The sequence below is a fragment of the Acidimicrobiales bacterium genome (assembly GCA_040219085.1).
Classification (GTDB): Bacteria; Actinomycetota; Acidimicrobiia; order Acidimicrobiales; family JAVJTC01; genus JAVJTC01.
Genome location: JAVJTC010000011.1, coordinates 54,423 through 73,273, shown reverse-complemented (window position 1 = coordinate 73,273; position 18,851 = coordinate 54,423). Strand labels below are relative to the sequence as shown.

At 70.1% G+C, this 18,851-nt stretch carries 19 protein-coding genes; 10 read left to right on the top strand and 9 right to left on the bottom strand.

The window, feature by feature from the left end:
• Positions 1 to 9: 9 nt before the first annotated feature.
• From RIE08_05440 to RIE08_05430, 3 genes are read right to left on the bottom strand one after another with little or no spacing between them, the layout of a single operon-like run.
• Positions 10 to 723: a DUF429 domain-containing protein gene (locus tag RIE08_05440; protein ID MEQ8717036.1), complete on the bottom strand. Its 714-nt coding sequence runs from the start codon at positions 721 to 723 to the stop codon at positions 10 to 12.
• Positions 720 to 1,649 (bottom strand): glutaminyl-peptide cyclotransferase, encoded by a 930-nt coding sequence (locus RIE08_05435; GenBank protein ID MEQ8717035.1) that lies wholly within the window; start codon positions 1,647 to 1,649, stop codon positions 720 to 722. Before RIE08_05435 ends, RIE08_05440 begins: the two co-directional genes overlap by 4 nt.
• Positions 1,650 to 1,692: 43 nt before the next feature.
• On the bottom strand, positions 1,693 to 2,445 hold the full coding sequence (locus tag RIE08_05430; protein ID MEQ8717034.1) for a DUF4389 domain-containing protein: 753 nt from the start codon (positions 2,443 to 2,445) through the stop codon (positions 1,693 to 1,695).
• A 98-nt stretch (positions 2,446 to 2,543) separates the two neighbouring features.
• Between RIE08_05430 and RIE08_05425 the strand changes: the two genes are divergently transcribed.
• Together RIE08_05425 and RIE08_05420 are read left to right on the top strand one after the other, a co-directional pair.
• Entirely contained in the window at positions 2,544 to 3,809 is a 1,266-nt protein-coding gene (locus RIE08_05425) for a sulfotransferase (GenBank protein ID MEQ8717033.1), read from the top strand.
• Positions 3,806 to 5,536, top strand: a complete 1,731-nt coding sequence (locus RIE08_05420) for an ABC transporter substrate-binding protein (GenBank protein ID MEQ8717032.1) — start codon at positions 3,806 to 3,808, stop codon at positions 5,534 to 5,536. The genes RIE08_05425 and RIE08_05420 overlap by 4 nt, the downstream gene beginning before the upstream one ends.
• On the opposite strand, the gene RIE08_05415 is transcribed toward RIE08_05420, so the two are convergent.
• From RIE08_05415 to RIE08_05400, 4 genes are read right to left on the bottom strand one after another with little or no spacing between them, the layout of a single operon-like run.
• Positions 5,491 to 6,558, bottom strand: a complete 1,068-nt coding sequence (locus RIE08_05415) for an ATP-binding cassette domain-containing protein (GenBank protein MEQ8717031.1) — start codon at positions 6,556 to 6,558, stop codon at positions 5,491 to 5,493. The two genes, RIE08_05420 and RIE08_05415, sit on opposite strands and share 46 nt — an antisense overlap.
• Positions 6,558 to 7,565: an ABC transporter ATP-binding protein gene (locus RIE08_05410; GenBank protein MEQ8717030.1), complete on the bottom strand. Its 1,008-nt coding sequence runs from the start codon at positions 7,563 to 7,565 to the stop codon at positions 6,558 to 6,560. Before RIE08_05410 ends, RIE08_05415 begins: the two co-directional genes overlap by 1 nt.
• A gap of 38 nt (positions 7,566 to 7,603) precedes the next feature.
• Positions 7,604 to 8,764 (bottom strand): DUF459 domain-containing protein, encoded by a 1,161-nt coding sequence (locus tag RIE08_05405; protein ID MEQ8717029.1) that lies wholly within the window; start codon positions 8,762 to 8,764, stop codon positions 7,604 to 7,606.
• Positions 8,764 to 10,263 (bottom strand): MBOAT family protein, encoded by a 1,500-nt coding sequence (locus RIE08_05400; protein ID MEQ8717028.1) that lies wholly within the window; start codon positions 10,261 to 10,263, stop codon positions 8,764 to 8,766. The genes RIE08_05405 and RIE08_05400 overlap by 1 nt, the downstream gene beginning before the upstream one ends.
• A gap of 58 nt (positions 10,264 to 10,321) precedes the next feature.
• Here RIE08_05400 and RIE08_05395 point away from each other — a divergent pair, with 58 nt between their 5' ends.
• The gene (locus RIE08_05395; GenBank protein ID MEQ8717027.1) at positions 10,322 to 11,476 is read left to right on the top strand and encodes an epoxide hydrolase; all 1,155 of its coding nucleotides are present in this window, start codon (positions 10,322 to 10,324) and stop codon (positions 11,474 to 11,476) included.
• 95 nt (positions 11,477 to 11,571) lie between these two features.
• On the top strand, positions 11,572 to 11,910 hold the full coding sequence (locus tag RIE08_05390; GenBank protein MEQ8717026.1) for a P-II family nitrogen regulator: 339 nt from the start codon (positions 11,572 to 11,574) through the stop codon (positions 11,908 to 11,910).
• Here the strand turns inward: RIE08_05390 and RIE08_05385 are convergent.
• A complete protein-coding gene (locus RIE08_05385) occupies positions 11,907 to 12,836 on the bottom strand; it encodes an SMP-30/gluconolactonase/LRE family protein (protein ID MEQ8717025.1) in 930 nt (309 codons plus the stop codon). The two genes, RIE08_05390 and RIE08_05385, sit on opposite strands and share 4 nt — an antisense overlap.
• 45 nt (positions 12,837 to 12,881) lie before the next feature.
• The gene (locus RIE08_05380; protein ID MEQ8717024.1) at positions 12,882 to 13,316 is read right to left on the bottom strand and encodes a DUF983 domain-containing protein; all 435 of its coding nucleotides are present in this window, start codon (positions 13,314 to 13,316) and stop codon (positions 12,882 to 12,884) included.
• Positions 13,317 to 13,327: 11 nt separating this feature from the next.
• Here RIE08_05380 and RIE08_05375 point away from each other — a divergent pair, with 11 nt between their 5' ends.
• From RIE08_05375 to RIE08_05350, 6 genes are all read left to right on the top strand, one after another.
• Positions 13,328 to 13,846, top strand: coding sequence for a GNAT family protein (locus tag RIE08_05375; protein MEQ8717023.1), 519 nt, complete (start codon positions 13,328 to 13,330; stop codon positions 13,844 to 13,846).
• Positions 13,847 to 14,497: 651 nt separating this feature from the next.
• A complete protein-coding gene (locus RIE08_05370) occupies positions 14,498 to 16,138 on the top strand; it encodes an alpha-amylase family glycosyl hydrolase (GenBank protein ID MEQ8717022.1) in 1,641 nt (546 codons plus the stop codon).
• A 52-nt stretch (positions 16,139 to 16,190) separates the two neighbouring features.
• Positions 16,191 to 16,838, top strand: a complete 648-nt coding sequence (locus tag RIE08_05365; protein MEQ8717021.1) for a hypothetical protein — start codon at positions 16,191 to 16,193, stop codon at positions 16,836 to 16,838.
• Between the two features lie 69 nt (positions 16,839 to 16,907).
• A complete protein-coding gene (locus tag RIE08_05360; protein ID MEQ8717020.1) occupies positions 16,908 to 17,108 on the top strand; it encodes a ferredoxin in 201 nt (66 codons plus the stop codon).
• Between the two features lie 36 nt (positions 17,109 to 17,144).
• The gene (locus tag RIE08_05355) at positions 17,145 to 18,356 is read left to right on the top strand and encodes an FAD-dependent oxidoreductase (GenBank protein ID MEQ8717019.1); all 1,212 of its coding nucleotides are present in this window, start codon (positions 17,145 to 17,147) and stop codon (positions 18,354 to 18,356) included.
• Positions 18,353 to 18,847, top strand: a complete 495-nt coding sequence (locus RIE08_05350; GenBank protein MEQ8717018.1) for a DUF4333 domain-containing protein — start codon at positions 18,353 to 18,355, stop codon at positions 18,845 to 18,847. The genes RIE08_05355 and RIE08_05350 overlap by 4 nt, the downstream gene beginning before the upstream one ends.
• Positions 18,848 to 18,851 lie beyond the last annotated feature (4 nt).

Genomic DNA, 18,851 nt, shown 5'->3' with positions numbered 1-18,851 from the left:
CGGCTCAGCTCACACCGACAACCCCAGGGTGAAGCCGGCGTCGTCCACCCCGTCACCGAGACTCAGCGCCGTTCCCGTAGCGATCCGCCGCGCGGTCCACGCAGCCGCCGCCGCGTCGCACACATCGTCGAGGGCCGCGCCGGGTTCACCGGGTCCAGCGTCCGCGAGGCGGGCCGTCGCCTCCAACAGCCCCGACATCTCGGCCTCGATGGCGTCGAGGCGGGCGGCGATCCCCGGGGCGGTCTTCTTCGACGCCGCCATCGGCCGGCCGGCCATCGCGACGAAGGAGGTCTCCGGATGGACCTCGTGCACCGCCAGCGCCCCGAACCGGCCGCTGCGCAGAGCCGCCCGGACCTCGCGGATCCGGGGTACGAGATTCCAGGCCTGCTTCGACGGCGCCTTTCCGCTCGCCGCACGGGACCGGGCGCACGCGTCCGGGTAGTCCACCGCGTCGAGCACCGCGCGCACGGGCGTCGGGAAAAGCGACGACGACCTGGGGCCGAGCATGCGGCGTGCCTCGTTGTCGCCGGGACGGTCACCGTCGAAAGCGAGACCGATCGGCATGTCGATCCCGACCACGACCGCCCCGGCAGCCACGGCGGCCTCGAACACCCCGACGATGTGGGTGTGCGTCACGACTGTGCTCACGCGATCACCGGTGAGCGTCACCGCCACCCAGCCGTCGCGACATCCGTCGACACCGACCACCGTCGCCAAGGTCATGCCGGGACGAAGACCACCTCGAACAGCGACGGCCAGAGCTTTCCGGTGATGAGAAACGTCCCCGCCGCCTCGTCATAGGCGATGCCGTTGAGGACGGCTCCGCCTTCGTCGGGGACTCCGGTGCGGTCGAGCGCAGACGTGTCGACCACCGCCGTCACCACTCCGGTCCCGGGGTCTATCCGGACGATCGAGTCGCTCCTGAAGACGTTCGCCCAGATTTGCCCGTCGACGCACTCCAACTCGTTCAGCAGGAGAAGCGGCTCTCCGGACAGGGTGACCGAGACCGTCGAGAGCACCGAGAAGTCCTGCGGACTGCGGAACGCGATCGTGTCGGACCCGTCCGACATCGCCAGCCGCTCGTCGAGCAGGCACAGTCCCCAGCCTTCGCCCTCGTAGGGCACCTGGCCGAGGGGTTCGAGCGATTCGACGTCGAACACGATCAGGCGCTCGTCCTTCCACGTGAGCTGGAGGAGCCGGTCGCCTATCCACTCGAGGCCCTCGCCGAACACGCCAGGCACCGATGTCTCGTCGAGAACCTCGCCTGTGAGCGGGTCGACCTCGCGAACGACCGTCCCGAGCGGTGCCACGTCGCCCGTGCTCTCGAACATCCGTCCATCCTCGAGGACCAGGCCCTGGGTGAACGCCTCCGGGTCGTGGGGTCGGACGTCGAGGACCTGCGCGGTCAGCATCTCGGGGGCGTCACCCACGGCGGGGACCCTGGTCGACTCCGGGGTGGGGGCGGGCGCATCGCCGGCGTTCGGCTCAGGTGTCGGGGTCCCTGTGAGTGCTGGCGTCGGCGATGGCGTCGTGAGTTCGTCGAGCGTCGACAGGGTCGGCCGGTCCGCCCCCCCGCATGCGCCGAGGAGCACCACGACCGCGACGCCCGTCGCGAGGGTGCGTACGCGGCTGGGGGTCGGGATCGCCACGCCGCAGAGTCTGGCAGCCGCAACGGCGATAGCGGCTGCGGGGCTACTTCAGGCCGAACTCGGGGTACTTCGTCTCCACCATCACGGTGTAGACCCAGATACGGAACCAGTAGTTGCCGAACCGGACCAGGAAGTCGCGCATGCCTTCGGGCCAGCGACCGGTGAAGAGGACCGCGAACCACCCGATGAGGGCCACGGCGGCGGCCCCGATCGCGATCACGAAGAACACGATGTAGTGGGGGATAGCGAGGATGAAGTTGAACAGGGCCGATCGCGGGGTCTGTTCCGGGGCTGCCGGCAGTTCGACACGGACGGGGGCGAAGCCCCTGTCGTCGGTCGGTCCGCTCGGGAACTCGAACGGGGGGTACTGCTCCGTGAACCCGTAGAGGAACGCGTTGGCGCGGGTCTCATAGCGCATGTGCATCGCGAGGAATCCGTAGAGCCCCGGGGGGATCCGGCCGGTGAAGAGCACTGCGAACCAGACGATCACGCCGACGACGCCGACGGCGTAGCGCAGAACCCCGGCGATGATCAGATGTGGGATGGCCAGGATCCAGTTGACGAGCGGGCGCCAGTTCGCGACCTCGTAGGGGGAGTCGACGATGAACGAGGGTGCATCGGCGGCCGGGGTGCTCGATGCGTAGCCGACGCCCGGCGGCGGCCCCTGTGGCGGCATCGGCTGCCCGGTCGGCGCGGCGTAGCGCGCCCGGTGGGCGGGATCCTGGTGCTGTTCGGGTGGGTACCACTGCCCGTCCGAGGCTTTCCACCAACCCGGTCCCGGTGGTGTGTCGGTCATCGTGTTCTCCCCGCGTGTGAGACGCCCCTGCGGTGGGTCATCGTAGTCACCGCCGGTGGGGCCGTAGCGTTGATGGTGATGGCGCACCGGCAGAGACCATGAATCCACCCCCACCGGACCACGACGAGGAGTCGCTCACGCCGCCGGGCCCGCGCGGCCTCGGCCTCGTGGGTCGCGTCGGTGCCGCGCTCGAGAACATTCGTCCCGGCTCGCGGGTCCTCGACGGCGAGATACTCCTGTCCGACGCGAAGGGCCGGGCTCTGCTCGGCGACTTCGGGTCGCCGTCGTTCCGTCTCGGCTTCGATCGACTGGTCGCGGCGCTCGAGGACGAGGCCGAACTCAGCGCCGTCGGGCGCACCGCCTGGCGTCGGGCGATCCTCGACCTGCTCGTCGCCCGCCTGCGGATCCGGGACTTCGAGAAGAAGCACCCCTTCGTCGACCACGAGGCGGTCGTCGCCCCTCTCGTGGTCATCGGCCTACCCCACACGGGCACGACGCTGCTCGGTCGACTCCTGGACCACGACCCGGTGAACCGTTCGCCGCTCGTATGGGAGGTGGAGGACCTGTGCCCGCCGCCCGAGCTCGACGGCTACTGGGAGGATCCCCGGATAGGGGCCAGCGCCCGTCGCGCGGCGCGCAACGGTTCGCCCCTCGCCGTGGCCGCGCCAGGCCGCGCGACCGCGACGGTGCCCGCGGAGTGCGACCGGCTGCTGGCCCCGGCGTTCGCCGGCGTGCGATTCGCCACCGCGGCGTGGGTGCCCGGGTATCTCGACTGGTGGCGCAACGCCGACGTCTCGGGCGCCTACGACCTCCACCGCATCCAGCTCCAGCTCCTCCAGTCCACGTTCCCGACGGAACGGTGGGCGCTGCACGGTGTCTCCCATATCTGGCACGTGTCCCTGCTGATGGAGACCTACCCCGACGCAAGGATCGTCTGGCTACACCGCGACCCGGCCGCCGTGGCATCGGCAGTGACCCGATCGACTCTCGCCCGGCTGCGCGTCAACAGCGATGCAGCCTCGGGCGAGGCGGTCGGTCGGCGCTGGAGCGAGGAGATCCCCGCGGTCCTGTCCGCAGCCTCCACCCGTCTCGGTGGTGTCGAGGACGTCTTCCATCTGCCCCATCCCGAGCTCGTCGACGATCCGGTCGGCGCGGTCGAGCGGATCTACCGCTTCTTCGGGCTGTCACTGTCGGACCTCGCCCGGCACCGGATGGAGTCCTGGCTCTACACACGCGCCGACGCCGTCGCCTCGTGGGACCGACCGGCCGCCGCCGGTCCCGCCCCCGGCGTCGATCGCGACGACGTGCGCGAACGCACCGCCGGGTACAGCCGCGACTACGAGGTCCCGGGTGAGGGGCGGTGAAGGCACGGGCGGTGCGGGGACTACTCGCTGCGATGGTGACGATGTTGATCGCCACCTCGTGTTCGGGTGGCTCCGGCCCGGAGTTGAGCGACGACACGATTCCACCAGCGACGCCGGAACAGACTCCCACCGCCGAGGCGGACACCACGCCGACGGCCACGCCGGAGGCGACGCCCGAGCCGACGCCGCCCGCACCGGAGATCCCCTGCACGGCCCCCCGGCCCGACAGTCGCGTCACGTGGGCGACGTTCGGAGAGACGGCGAGTCTCGACCCGACGCGTTCGTCGGGGGCTTTCCTCGGTGGGACCGAGATGGCGGCACTCTACGACGTGCTCATGCGCCGGGATCCGGCGACGGGGGATTGGGTGCCCCAGCTCGCCGAGTCGCTGACACCCGATGAGACCGCGACGTCGTGGACGCTCGTGCTGCGCGACGGGATCACCTTCGACAGCGGCGCGGCTCTCGACGCCGAAGCCGTCGTCGCCTCCTTCGGGCGCTTCGCTGATTCCGACATCCGCAACCCGGCCCGCGCGACGGTGACCGTCGTCGACACGGTCACCGTGGTCGACAGCCGCACGGTGCGCTTCGATCTGGTTCGCCCGTGGTGGGACTTCCCGTCGCTTCTCGCCGACGAGCCCGGGATGATCGTCGACACCGCGGTGATCGACGCCCTCGGCGAACGGTACGGATCCCAACCGGTCGGCGGCGGAGTCGGCCCCTACCGCTTCGAGACCTGGACCCCGGGGCGCGAACTCGTCCTTCGGGCCCGCGACGATTACTGGGCCGGGCCGGTCTGCGTCGAGACCCTGCGGTTCGTCTTCGTGCCGGGGCCGGGTGCGACGGCTGAGGTGTTCGCCGAGGGGACACTCGACGTGGCCTACCTGCGCGGGCCGGACTCGGGCGTCGACATCGCCCGGGAGGCCGCCACTGGTGAGTGGACCGAGCTGTTGGGATCGGCGTCGGTCCTGCTCGTCAATCATGGAGCACGCGGGTCCACCCCGGCCACCGCGGACCAGCGTCTCCGCAGGGCCATCGCGTTGGCAGTGGATCCCGAGGCCGTCGTCGCTGCCGCCGACGACCCGGCGCTCGTCGCCACCGACGTCGTCCTGCACCCCGATCAGCAGCTGTGGTCGCAGGCCCTCGCCGACGCAGGCCCGCGGGCCGGACTCGAAGACCCCGCGGTGGAGGCGGCCGATCTGGTCGCTGAGGTCCTCGCCGAGGCCGCAGACGCAGACCCCGACGTGGTGCCGATCCGCCTCGTGTGCCCCAACGACCGCCGGGCCGAGGCGGAGACCGTCGCAGATGCGCTCAGCGCGGTCGGCTTCGAGGTCGATCTGGAGATCGTGGCCAGCGTCATCGGGGTGGTCGACGCGGTCGTCGCCGCGGACTACGACCTCGCGTGCTGGGATCTGTCGCTCGCGGACCCGGCCCTCGGCACCCAACTGCGGGCGGACCTGTCCTCTGCCTCGGGAGCGAACAGGTCGGGGATCGGCATCGGAGCTCTCGACGACCTGCTCGACACCCTCGACGCAACCCGCGACGTCGACGAGCGCCGCGGCGTCGTGGCCGAGATCGGAGCGATCGTCGCCGACCGGATCCCCTGGGTGCCCCTGGCGGCGCGTCAGGACGCGCTCGTGTGGGCGGACCCCGTGTCGGGGATCGTGCCGGTGTCGGCCGGCGTCTACTCGGTGGCCGCGCTTGACGTGGTCGGGCCCTCCGAAGACTGAGCACGCGGGAGCCAGGTGACCTGCACCTCGTCGGGTTCGAAGGGGTGGTGGCATGCGACGAAGTGGTCGTCGTCGACCGAGGCCATCGTCGGTTCGGTCTCGGCGCACAGGTCGGTGGCGCGTGGACAGCGCGTCCGGAACCGGCAGCCCGACGGTGGGTCCAGCGCCGACGGCAACTCGCCGGTGAGCCCCCCGGGTACCACGGGGACGGCGGGGTCCGGCTGTGGGATCGACGTCAGCAGGGCGTTCGTGTACGGGTGACGCGGTGACGCGTAGATCGAGTCCGCCGAGCCCGCCTCGCACGCCTTTCCCAGGTACATGACCAGCACGCGGTCGCTGATGCTCTTTACGACGGCGAGGTCGTGGGCGATGAACACGAGTGTCAGCCCGAACCGGCGCTTCGTCTCCTCCAGGAGGTTGAGGATCTGTGCCTGGACCGACACGTCGAGGGCGGACACCGGTTCGTCGCACACGATCAGCTTGGGGTCGAGTACGAGCGCACGGGCGATGCAGATCCGTTGGCACTGCCCGCCGGAGAACTCGTGGGGCCGGCGGTCCCCGACGGTGGCGGCGTCGAGTCCGACGGCCTCGAGGATCTCGTCGACCCTGCTCTCGGAGAACTCCCCGGTCCGGTGCCCCCATATGGACAGCCCTTCACGCACGATGTCGCGGACCTTGCGGCGCGGGTTCAGCGACGAGATCGGGTCCTGGAAGATCATCTGGAGCTGAGGGCGGGTGCGGCGCAGCTCCTCGCCGTCGAGTTCGGTCAGCTCGGCGCCGTCGAAGACGATCGATCCCGACGTCGCCTGGTGGATCTGCATCACCGCACGCCCGCTCGTGGTCTTGCCGCAGCCGGACTCGCCGACGATTCCCAGCGTTTCGCCGGCCTTCACGTCGAAACTGATTCCGGACACGGCGTGGACCTTGCGGCCGTGGGGCGCGTCGAACTCCACCACGAGGTTCCGCACGCTGAGGAGGGGCTCCTCGGAGGGGCGCAGGTGTGCGGTGCCGCTGCCGGCCATCAGCCACCGACCGGATGGAAGCACGCGACGAGATGGCCGGGTGCGTTCGCCGCATCGCCGAGCAGGGCCGGTTCGTTCTCGCGGCAGTCGGGCTGTGCATTGGCGCAACGCGGCGCGAACGAGCAGCCGACCCGCGGCCTGCTGAGGTCCGGCGGCCGGCCCGAGATGGCCCGCAGCGGCGTGTGACTCGGCTGTTCGATCTTCGGGATCGAGTCGAACAGGGCACGGGTGTAGGGATGACGCATCTGCGAGAACAGCGTCGCCGTGTCCGCCACCTCGACGAAGCGCCCCGCGTACATGACGGCGATCTCATCTGCCCGTCCGGCCACGACACCGAGGTCGTGGGTGATGAGGATCATCGCCATGTCGGTCGTGTCGGCCAGGTGGGCCAGGAGGTCGAGGATCTGCTTCTGGACCGTGACGTCGAGCGCGGTGGTCGGCTCGTCGGCGATCAGCAGCTTCGGCTCGCACGCGAGTGCGATCGCGATCGTCACCCGTTGGCGCATACCGCCGGACAGTTCGTGCGGGTACTGGTCGAAGCGGCGACCCGGATCGCCGATGCCGACCAGGTCGAGGAGCTCGAGCGCCCGGGCGCGGGCCTCGGCCTTCGACATCGACAGGTGATAACGCAGCGACTCGGTGATCTGGCGGCCGATGCGGACCACCGGGTTCAACGAGGTCATCGGATCCTGGAAGACCATGGCCACGTCGACGCCCCAGAAGTGGCGGGCACGTTCACGGGGGAGTGCCGTGACGTCGGTCCCCTCGAAGAGGACCTGGCCGGTCGTCACGGTGATCTGGTCGGGCAGGATGCCCATGATCGAGCGGACCGTGACGGACTTTCCCGACCCGGACTCGCCGACGATCCCCAGCGTCCGGCCGCGTTCGAGGGTGAACGACACTCCGTCGACGGCCTGGACGACCGCACGGCCGGTGCGGAGGCCCGTCCGCATCTCGCGGACCTCGAGCAGTGGTCCGCTCGTCGGGGTGGAGGTCGTCGCGCTCACGCCGTCGCAATCGTAGGTGACGGCGGCCGACGGGGTGGTCAGCCTCCGGCGACGGCGAAGGTGGTCGCGACCACGTCCCAGACGATTCGGCCGACGCGGTCGGCGCCGGTGGTGGTGAAGTGGATGCCGTCGTCCTGGCGGACCCGCTGGCCGTCGATGTCGTCGCTGTAGTTGCCGTCGGGTCCGGCGAATGCGGGGGCGATGTCGATGAAGGTGATCCAGGGTCTGGTGGCCGCCTCGGACCGGTAGATCTCGTTGAGTGCCATCATCCCGTCGGAGAGGCCGGCGCTGCGCATGGCGGGCTGGCCGATCCAGAACACCGCGGTGGCGGGCTGGTCGAGGAGGTCCATGGTGGTGGCGACCCGTTCGCGGTAGATGGCCAGCCAGCCGGGGGTTCCTCGTTGGTAGATCTCGCCGTCGGCCTCGAAGTCCTGCCAGTCGTTCGCTCCGAACATGATGACGAACGCGTCGGGTTCGTCGTTGACGATCACCCCGGCGAGACGCTGGGGCCAGTCGAGGAAGTCGGGGCGCGACAGGCCCGAGGACACCTGGGGGTCGAGAATCGGTGTGACGAGGTCGATCGGGGTGGCGCGGGCCACGCCGTTGCCCACCTCGCGGGTCATCGAGTCGCCCCCGACGTAGAGCACGAGCGGGCGATCCGCGGTGATGACCGGAAGCTGGTCGGAGGCGTCGGGGGTGGGTTGGGGCGTGGGTGTGGCGGTCGGCGTGGGTGTCGGGGAGGTCGTCTCGTCGGGCGTCGGGCCCACCGTGGGCGTCGGCGAGGTTGTTCCGTCGGGCGTCGGGTCCGCGTCCGGCGTCGGCGTGGGTGCCGGGGTGTCGCCGTCGGGGCGCCCGCCCCCGGCGATCAGGTCGAGGTCGAACGTCTCGGGCTCGTCGCGGCCAGCCAGTTGGTCGATCCAGCGGGCCGGGCGGTCGAAGCCGAATGCGGACGCGACGCGGTCGAGTCCTTCCGCGGCCTCGAGCGCGATGTCGCGCTGCCATCCGATCTCCTGGCGTTGCGCGAGCCCGACGAGGCTTCCCGAGCTCAACAGCGCGGTGAGGGCCATCGCTGCGAACGTGACCGCGATCGTGGTGGCGGCGTTGGTGCGCGCCCGGGGCCGACGGCCGAGGCTCTCCCAGTCCTCGTCGCCGCCCGGGGAGGGGCGGGTCACCGCGGGTTGGCGTCGGTCGGTGCGCATCAGAACTGAAAGTAGATGAACGGGGCCACGCCTTCGGGGCCGAGACGGTCTATGACGAGCAGCCACAGTGCGAAGCCGACCGCCTGCACCCACACCGGCAGGCGTGACAGGTCGGACTGGAGGTTGGTGAGGCCGACGCGGGGGAGGTACTGCGCCGCGAGGGACGCAGCGATCGTCCACACGAGGATCCCGGTGACGGCGGGGGAGGCGTCTCCCCAGGCGACGAAGAGACGCTCGATGACGTTCAGCGCCGCGTCGAAGGACCCGGCGCGGAAGAAGATCCAGCCGAGACACACGAGGTGGAACGTCCGGATGCGCCCGAGGATCCGCGTCCTGAGACCCGGCGCGACGATGCCGTCGGCGCGGGTCTCGGCCACCGTGCGCACCGCGCCGCCGGAGTCGCCCCCGTGGTCCGAGCCGCCCGGCCGCCTGTCGCCGAGTGCCATGCGGGCCTTCTCGGCGTGACGCTCGGCGATCATGTAGAAGCCGTGCAGTGCTCCCCAGATCACGAATGTCCACGCGGCGCCGTGCCAGAGGCCACCGAGCACCATCGTGAGCAGCAGGTTCCGGTCCCGCCGGTGCGCACCGCCCCGGTTGCCGCCCAGTGAGATGTAGAGGTAGTCGCGCAGCCACCGCGACAGCGTCATGTGCCAGCGTCGCCAGAAGTCGCGGATCGACACCGCCTGGTAGGGGCGGTCGAAGTTCGGGGGGAACCGGAAGCCCAGCAGCAGGGCGATGCCGATCGCGATGTCGGTGTATCCGCTGAAGTCGGCGTAGATCTGGATGGCGTACGCGTAGACCCCGACGAGGACCTCGAGCGACGAGAAGCGCTCCGGAAAGGCGAACACGTCGTCGACGATGGCGTCGGCCAGGTAGCTCGCGATGACGACCTTCTTGAAGAGTCCGGCGCCGATGAGTACGAGCGCCCGGGTGAGGTCGATGTCGCGTGGGTTGAGGCGCTTTTCGAGTTGGGGGAGGAACTCCGACGCCCGCACGATCGGGCCGGCGACCAACTGGGGGAAGAAGGCCAGGTACACGGCGAAGTCCAGCGGCCGGGCGGGCTCGATGGTCCCGCGATGCACGTCGAGGACGTAGCTCAGCGCCTGGAAGGTGAAGAACGAGATGCCGACGGGCAACACGATCGACAGCAGGGGCAGGTCACCTCCGACCCCCAGAGATTCGAGAGTGTCGTTGGCCGAGTCGACGAAGAACCCGGCGTACTTGAAGAAGCCGAGGGTCACGAGGTTGAACGCGACGCCCACAGTGACGATCCGGCTGCGGGTGCGTCCCGCCGACCGGTGGACGAGGTCGGCGAGGATCTGGTTGCCGATCGTGGATGCCACGATCAGCGCGACGAAGCGCACGTCCCACCAGCCGTAGAAGACGTAGCTCGCCGCGAGCATGAACACCTTCCACGCCGTCGGGCGCGAGTGCAGCAACCAGCCGACCGGCAGGACGATCAGGAAGAACGTCGCGAAGACGAATGTGGGGAAGAGCATCGGTCAGTCAGTTCCGGCCGCGTCCGGGTGTCGGTCGCACTGGCGTAGCCTCGTCGCGATGCTGGCGCAGATGGAGCCGTACACGGTCGGTCCGGCCCGAGCCGAGATCGCCGATCTCCGTCAGCGGCTCGCGGCGGCGCGCTGGCCGTCGGTCGTCGCGGCGGGATGGGACGAAGGCATCGACGTAGCGTACCTGCGCGGCCTCTGTGACTACTGGAGCCACGGGTACGAGTGGGCTGCGTCCGCGGACCGGCTGAACCACTACCCGCAGTTCGTCACCCGCTTCGAGGACGAGCAGATCCACTTCATCCACGTGCCGTCTCCCCACGCGGGTGCGATGCCGCTGCTGTTGCTGCACGGCTGGCCGAGTTCGGTCTTCGAGTTCGCCGGCCTCATCGACACCCTCACCCGGCCCGAGAGCCACGGTGGGACGGCGGCCGACGCCTATCACGTCGTGATCCCGTCGCTGCCGGGCTTCGGATTCAGCGGACCGATCTCGACCCCGGGTTGGACGCCGCGTCAGATCGCACGGGCGATGGTCGCGCTGATGCACCGCCTCGACTACCCCGACTATGGGGTCCACGGCGGGCACTGGGGCTCCTTCGTCGCCGCCCAGATGGGCTCGCTGGTCCCCGACCGGGTCGTCGGCATCCACATGACCACCGTCGCGGTGGAACGGCCGCCGCGGGCGGAGGCCGCCGGGGGTGTCACCTCCACCGAGCTCGAGGACCTCGAGTCCGGTCGGCGGCGCAACCGTCTCGATCGCGGGGTTCGCGAGATCCAGGCTGTGCGCCCCCAGACCATCTCGCTGGCCCTGAACGACTCGCCGGTCGGCCTGGCGGCATGGATCCTCGACAGGTTCCGGGCCTGGAGTGACTGCGGCGACGACCTCGACAACGCCTTCGACCGCGGTGACCTCCTCGACGACATCACCACGTGGTGGGTGACCGGGACCATCGCGTCGGCGAACCGTCTGCACCTGGAGGCCCGCCGCGCGCAGCGGGGCGAGGTGATGCCGTCGGAGCGCGTGCGCGTCCCCATGGGTCACGCCCGGTTCCCGGGTGAGGTCATCCGCCCTCCCCGGGCATGGGTGGAGCGGCTCTTCGATGTCCGGTGGTGGACCCGCATGCCCGCCGGCGGCCGGTTCGCGTCGCTCGAACAGCCCGACCTGCTCGTCGCCGACCTGCGGGGGTTCTTCGCCTCGGTCAGATGAACCCGCCCGGCGGGTCGAACGGCCCCCGGATGGTGAGGTCCGCGTCGTCGCGGGTACTAGCGTGGGCCCGAGTCGAGGCCGAGGAGGTCGGGGGAATGAAGCTCGTCTGCGCCGTCATCAAGCCGCACAGGCTCGAGCCGGTGAAGAAGGCGCTGGAACGGATCGGGGTCAGGGGTCTGACCGTCTCGGAGGTCCAGGGCTTCGGCCGCCAGCACGGGCACAGCGAGACCTACCGCGGCACCGAGTACAAGGTCTCGTTCAACCCGAAGACGCGCCTCGAGATCCTCGTCACCGACGACGTCGTCGACACGGTGGTCGACACGATCGTGACCGAGGCCCGTACCGACTCGATCGGTGATGGCAAGCTTTGGGTTCTCGACGTGGGTCGTGCCGTGCGCATCCGCACCGGCGAAGAGGGCGACGACGCGCTCTAGGCGTTGTAGTTCAGGCGCAGACCCGGCCGCGGCCAGTCGTACGCGAGCAGTTGCCCGCCGAGCGAGTCGGTCGCGTAGGCGGTCATCATGTCCGGGCCGCCCCAGCACACGTTCGTCAACATCCCCGGTCCCTCGACGTAGCTGATCTCGCCGTCGGGGCGCGCGACGCACAGCCCGTCGGGCAGAGCCGCGACCACGACGGTGCCGTCCTCCTCCACGCCGAGCGAGTCGAAGTGACCGAGGCTGTTGACCACGTTGCGCTTCGACTTGCGGTCGATCTCGCCGGGGCCCGTGACATCCCACGCCCACAGTCGCCCGGTCGACGTCTCGGCGACGTAGAGGGTGGAGCCGTCCGGCGACAGGCCGATGCCGTTGGGATGGTCGAGGGGGAAGATCGGCCGGCGGATCTCCGAGCCGTCCGCACGTGCCCAGTACACGCCCACCCGGTCCTGGTCGAGGGGGCGGGTCTTGCCGTGGTCCGTGAACCAGATACCGCCTTGCGCGTCGAACACGAGGTCGTTCGGGCCGGTCAGGCGGTTCCCCTCCCAGCTGTCGTAGAGGGTGGTCACCTCGCCGGTGTCGAGGTCCACCCGGTCGATCGATCCGGTCACGTACCGGGGCGACTGGTTGGCGCCGGTGCCCTTCTCCGACGGCAGCCAGAAGCTGTCACGCACGAGGCTCCAGATGAAACCGCCGTTGTTGCAGACGTAGAGGGCACCGTCGGGGCCGATGGCCAGCCCGTTGGGCCCTGCCGTCTCGGCGTCCCCGTAGTCCACGACGACCGACGTGGAGCCGTCGGGCGAGACCCGGGTGATGCGTGGACCGCGGACTTCCACGATGAGGACGTCGCCGTCGGAGAGCGCGACCGGTCCCTCGGGAAAGGCGAGGTCCGTCGCGATGACGCTGTGGGGCAGGCTCTGTGACATGCGCCGACACTAGCTACTGTCGTGTGGGCGCTCCCAGGAGGCTGCTCACCGGGGCGCGTCGGGGTCGGCCTCGCCGGCCGCGAGCGGTCGCATCGCGAGGTCGATCGCCGTCCAGAGGGTCTTGGACAGTGGATAGGTCACCGGCGGCACGAGCAGACCGACGACGAGCGGTGCGACGAGCAGCGGAACGACGGGTCGCTCGGGTGAGAGCACGACGAAGCTGAAGACGACGGTGAAGAACAGCGCGACGAACGAGATGATGGTGTTCACTCCGATCGCACCGACCCAGTGACCCTCCACCCGCTCGAACACCAGCCCACAGCGCGGGCAGCGTTCGACCATGACGACGCCGCGGCGGAACAGGTGCCCGGAGCCGCACACGGGACAGTGCGCGACGGCGCCACGCACCAGCATCGTGTGGACGGGTGGGGTGGTCGGCGGTGGATCCATCGCCAGCGGGTCGTCGCGGCTCGGCGTCACGTGCGACTCTCGTGATCGCCGACATGTTCCCCGTCTTCGTCGAGGGGAGACGAATCACCTTGCGCGAGGTCGAACACGGGGACCTGCTCGTCGCTCAGGAACTGTCGGATCATGTCTCGCGTGGAACACTCGGCCCGCTCGACTGGATGACCGAGGCGATGATCGCCGCGGAGAGCAGTCCCCGCACGCGCTACGCCCTCGCCGTGGAGCACGAGGGCGATGTCGTCGGGCTCGTCTCGCTCGTGGTCGAGGCTGACGAGTCCCGGGGCGAGATCGGCTATGCCATCGTTGCCGGACACCGACGTGACGGTATCGCCACCGAGGCGGTCGGGCTCCTGTGCAGATTCGCGTTCGACGTGGTCGGTCTGCGGCGCGTCTTCGCTCTGACAGCGGTGGACAACGTGGCGTCCGTCGCCGTGCTCGTGAGGGCCGGATTCGTCCGCGAGGGTCGCCTCCGGTCACATGACGGCGGTGACGTCGACACCTACTTCTTCGGGCTGCTCGTGGACGACGATCCCGGCGCCGGTTGACGCTGGGCGACCGCTTCGACGGTCGCCCAGAGCTCGTCGCCGCCCGCTCCCTCGCGGACCGCGATGACCGGGTGTCCGGCCCCGTCTCCATCGAGCAGCCGCCGGTTGCCCGCCGCGCTCGTCGCCGTCTCCGGCCCCGGCGGTGGCGTGGCCACGACGACTGGTCGACCCAGGGCACGGGCGTGGGCCACGGTCGCGAACGTCCCGCACGGCCGGGAGGCCTCCACCACGACCACCACGCGCGCCGCGAGGACCTGATGCCTGTCCCGGGGGCGCGGGTCGCGTCGTCGCCGGCGTCGTCGTCGCGCAGTACCGACACGACACCGCCGCCACCGGCGACGATCGCTCGGCCGAGTTCGGGGTCTTCGAGGGCATCGAGGCCGGTGCCCACGAAAGCGACCGTCGATCCGCCGGCTCCGAGTGCCCCGCGGTGAGCGGCGGTGTCGATGCCCGGTGCCAGGCCCGACACGACGCACCAGCCGTCCCGCACGGCGGCCCCGGCCACCGCGGCGGCCAGTTTCGCACCCCACCGCGACGGTGTGCGCGTGCCGACGATTGCGACGCTTCGATGCGAAGGCCAGCGGCCGCGGATCCTGAAAGTCTCGGCCTCATCGAATACAGATGCGCTCACGGCCAGCCATGATGGACGTCGTGAGTGGACGAGAACAGACACCGTGGTGGCGCCAGGGCGTCGTCTATCAGATCTACATCCGGTCCTTCGCGGACTCCGACGGTGATGGAACGGGCGACATCGGCGGCATCCGGTCGCGCCTGGACCACCTCGTTGCACTCGGTGTCGATGCGATATGGGTGAATCCGTGGTACGAGTCGCCGCTCGCCGACGGCGGTTACGACGTGACGGACTACCGCGCGATCGACGAGCGTTTCGGCACCCTCGACGACGTCGACCACCTGATCGCCGAGGCCCACGACCGCGGGATCCGCGTCGTCGGCGACATCGTCCCGAACCACACGTCGGACCAGCACCGGTGGTTCCGCGAGGCCGTCGCGGCCGAGCCCGGTGACCCGGTCCGGGACCGCTACCTGATCCGGCCGGGTCGCGGTCCCCATGGGGACCAGCCGCCCAACAACTGGCTGTCGGTTTTCGGCGGTCCGGCATGGACGCGCCTACACCGCCCTGACGGGACGCCCGAAGACTGGTACCTGCACCTGTTCACGCCCGAGCAGCCCGACCTCGACTGGGACAATCCGGAGGTGCGCGCGGAGTTCCTGGCCATCCTGCGGTTCTGGTTCGACCGCGGGATCGACGGGATCCGCATCGACGTGGCCCACGGGCTCGCCAAGCACAGCGGCCTACCCGATCTCGCCGAGACGGAGGTCCAGCAGATCCTCGGTCACACGAAACTCGACGACCACCCGCACTGGGACCGCGACGAGGTCCTCGACATCTTCCGGGAGTGGCGGCAGCTCACCGATGCTTACGGCGACCGGTTCTTCGTCGCGGAGGCGTGGGCACCCTCACCCGAACGTCTCGCCCGCTACGTCGCCGGTGACGTGCTGCACCAGGCCTTCGCCTTCGACGTCGTCGAGGCACCGTGGAGGGCGCCGGACCTGCGTCAGGCGATCGGCTCGACGATCGATGCCCTGGGTCGCGCCGGGACCCTGCCCACCTGGACGTTGTCGAACCACGACGTCGTCCGTCACACGACCCGCTACGGCCTCCCGCCCGACACCGACTGGCGTCGCTGGCTCCTCGGCGGCGACCGGTCCCTCCTCGACGCCGAGGCCGGCGTGCGGCGGGCCCGTGCCGCGGCCCTGCTGATGCTCGCGCTGCCCGGCTCCGTCTACCTGTACCAGGGGGAGGAACTCGGCCTGCCGGAGGTGATCGACCTGCCGCTCGAGATCCTCGACGATCCCGTCTACGAACGGTCGGGTCGGACGATGAAGGGCCGCGACGGATGCCGGGTGCCCATCCCGTGGAAATCGACGGGATCCTCGCTCGGCTTCGGGTCCGGAGCGCCGTGGCTGCCCCAGCCCGCGGAGTGGGCCGCGCTGAGCGTCGAGGCGCAGACCGGAGACCTCGATTCGGTACTCGAGCTGTACCGCTCCACGCTCGCGCTGCGGCGCGAGCTCATGGCCGATGACGAGTCGTTCGAGTGGCGTTCAGAGCCGGACGCAACGGTCCTCGACTTCGAACGGCGCCGTGTCCGATGCCTCGTCAACATGGGCCCGGCATCGTGTGCGCTGCCGCCCGGTGGCGCCGTCGTGGCGGCGAGTGGCCCTCTCGTCGACGGTGAGTTGCCGCCCGATACGGCCGTGTGGATCACCTGAACCCGCCGAGGGTGGCACGCCGCTGGTCTCCCGACGGGGCAACATGGGGCCCGTGACCAGCCGACCGCGCCGCATCATCGCCGTGGTGATCGTCGTGTTGTTGACGGCGGCAGCGTGTTCGGGGGAGTCCTCCGAGGACCCGGTCGCCTTCTGCGATCTTCTTGCCGACGGCGTCGGTCGGGCTGACGGCGATGTGTCCACCGGCGAGTTCGACCGTCTCGCGGAGGTGGCGCCCGCCGAGATCTCCGGTGCGGTCGACGATCTGCGCAACGCCGCTGTCGACCTCGCCGAGATCGCGGAGACGGCGACCCTGGCCGAGCTGTTCGCCCGGGCCTTCGACCCCGAGGCGCGCGACGCCCGCCGTGAGCTCGACCGGTGGGCGGTGGTCGAATGCGACCTCGAGATCGACGTAGAGGCGATCCAGACCGATCTCGCGATGTTCATGGAGACGAACTACGCCGGCGCCGAATGGGTGGACCTCGTGGACATCGAACTGGACGTGGTGGAGGGTCAACTCGAAGCGATCACCGCCGAACTCTCGAAGAGGCTCTTCGACCTCGAGCCGGCGTTCGAGGCATGTCGGGGCCTGTCGGTGTACCTCTACGAGATCCAGGGCGGGTCGGGCACCGTCGACGTGATGTTCGACGGCGAGACAGTCGTCAGCCGGTTCGGCCGTGACGCCGACTGCCGGGCTCCGTAGGTCCGGTAGAGTCGTGCCCGTAAGGGGGGCCGGGACCGCTCTCCGTGAGACCCGATCAGGAGAACAGCAATGGGATACCGCGTCGTCGTAGATTTCGACCTCTGTGAGAGCAATGCCGTGTGCATGCAGGTGGCACCGGAGGTGTTCGAGGTGCGAGACGACGACTTCCTCTACGTCCTCGACGAGACGCCCGGCCCTGACCTGCGCGGCAAGGTGGACGACGCGGTGGCCCGCTGTCCGAAGCAGGCGATCTCGATCTCCGAGGACTGAGCCGTCGCTGACGCGACGAGCCGTCCCAACACTTCTGTGAGCTCCGTGCAGTCCCTCATCGTCGTCGGCGCGTCGCTCGCCGGCCTGCGAGGTGTCGAGGCCGTCCGGCGCGACGGTTTCGACGGCGCGATCACGCTCATCGGCGACGAGCCCCACACGCCCTATGACCGGCCGCCGTTGTCCAAGCAGGTCCTGTCGGGTGACTGGGACGCCGACAAGACCGGCCTCGCCGACGACGACCGCCTGACCGAACTCGACGTGACGTTCCGCTCCGGTGTGGCAGCGACCGCCTTCGACGCCGCCAGCCGGACCGTCACGCTCGCCGACGGTTCGTCTCTCTCCGCGGACGGGGTGATGATCGCCACCGGGGCGCGCACCCGCACGATCCCCGGAACCGACGGTCTGGCCGGCGTTCACACGCTGCGCACCCTCGACGACAGCCTCGCCATCCGCGCCGACCTGGAGGCCGCGCCGCGCCGCGTCGTCGTGGTCGGCGCCGGTTTCATCGGGGCGGAGGTCGCAGCCACGGCGCGCGAGCGGGGCCTGGATGTCAGCATCGTCGAGATGGCCGAGGTGCCCCTCGAGCGGGCCATCGGCGCGGCCGCAGGTGAGGTCGTCGCCGACGTCCACCGCGACCACGGCGTCGACGTGCGGCTCGGCGTCGGTGTGTCGGCCATCGAGGGCGACGGTCGGGTCGAGCGGGTGACGCTCGACGACGGGACCGTGCTCGAAGCCGACGTGGTCGTCGTCGGGGTGGGCGTGCAGCCCAACACCGAATGGCTCGAGGGCTCGGGCCTGACGATCGACAACGGCGTGGTCTGTGACGAGACGTGTCTGGCCGCCCCCGGCGTGACAGCCGCCGGCGATGTCGCCCGTTGGCCGAACCCGCTGTTCGACGAGATGATGCGCGTCGAGCACTGGGACAACGCCGTCGAACAGGGCACCCACGCCGCCCGGCGACTCCTGGCCGAAGATCCCGGCGAGCCGTTCGCTCCCGTTCCGTGGTTCTGGAGCGACCAGTACGACCGCAAGATCCAACTCGCCGGTCGCTGCCGTCCCGACGACGTCACCGAACTCGTCACCGGGTCCTTCGAGGAACGACGCTTCGCGCTCATCTACGGGCGCGAGGGCCGGATCACCGCCGTGCTCGGGTTCAACCGTCCCCGCCATGTCATGAAGTTCCGCCAGCTCATCGCCGCGAAGGGTTCGTGGGACCAGGCCTTGGAACTGGCTCGAGAGATGGGTTGAGCGGCCTGCGCTCCCTCGCCGCAGTGGCCACGGCGGCCCTCTGGCTCGTCGCGTGCGGCTCCGAGACGCGCATCGACGGGAACTCCCTCGAGACGGCGATCGCCCAGGAGCTCGTGCCCGGCGCGCCGAACCTGGTCGGCAACATCAGCTGTCCCGACATCCCCGTCGACGAGACCGAGGCGTCGTTCACCTGCGTGGCCGTCCTCGACGGGGTCAGTGTGGATGTCACCGTGCGGACAGGTGAGGCCGAGGGGTCCGTCGTGATCGAGGCGGCCCCGCCCCTCGTGGATGCCGACGCCGCCGCCCGGCTCATCGCCACGCGGTTCACCGACGAGCTCGGACTGGAAACCACCGTGGACTGCGGTCCGCCCTGGGCGGTACTCACCGACGGCGAAACCCTGGAGTGCACGGCCACCGACCCGCGCGGCATCGAGCGCGTCTTCGACGTGGCCGTGGGCGAGGACGGCGAACTCGACCTGACACTCCGGTAGGGCT

Excerpts from the sequence above, each read along its gene's own strand:
- RIE08_05440 (MEQ8717036.1), bottom strand. The coding sequence starts at position 723 with ATGACCTTGGCGACGGTGGTCGGTGTCGACGGATGTCGCGACGGCTGG.
- RIE08_05430 (MEQ8717034.1), bottom strand. The coding sequence starts at position 2,445 with ATGACCGACACACCACCGGGACCGGGTTGGTGGAAAGCCTCGGACGGG.
- RIE08_05425 (MEQ8717033.1), top strand. The coding sequence starts at position 2,544 with ATGAATCCACCCCCACCGGACCACGACGAGGAGTCGCTCACGCCGCCG.
- RIE08_05415 (MEQ8717031.1), bottom strand. The coding sequence starts at position 6,558 with ATGGCCGGCAGCGGCACCGCACACCTGCGCCCCTCCGAGGAGCCCCTC.
- RIE08_05405 (MEQ8717029.1), bottom strand. The coding sequence starts at position 8,764 with ATGCGCACCGACCGACGCCAACCCGCGGTGACCCGCCCCTCCCCGGGC.
- RIE08_05400 (MEQ8717028.1), bottom strand. The coding sequence starts at position 10,263 with ATGCTCTTCCCCACATTCGTCTTCGCGACGTTCTTCCTGATCGTCCTG.
- RIE08_05395 (MEQ8717027.1), top strand. The coding sequence starts at position 10,322 with ATGCTGGCGCAGATGGAGCCGTACACGGTCGGTCCGGCCCGAGCCGAG.
- RIE08_05390 (MEQ8717026.1), top strand. The coding sequence starts at position 11,572 with ATGAAGCTCGTCTGCGCCGTCATCAAGCCGCACAGGCTCGAGCCGGTG.
- RIE08_05385 (MEQ8717025.1), bottom strand. The coding sequence starts at position 12,836 with ATGTCACAGAGCCTGCCCCACAGCGTCATCGCGACGGACCTCGCCTTT.
- RIE08_05360 (MEQ8717020.1), top strand. The coding sequence starts at position 16,908 with ATGGGATACCGCGTCGTCGTAGATTTCGACCTCTGTGAGAGCAATGCC.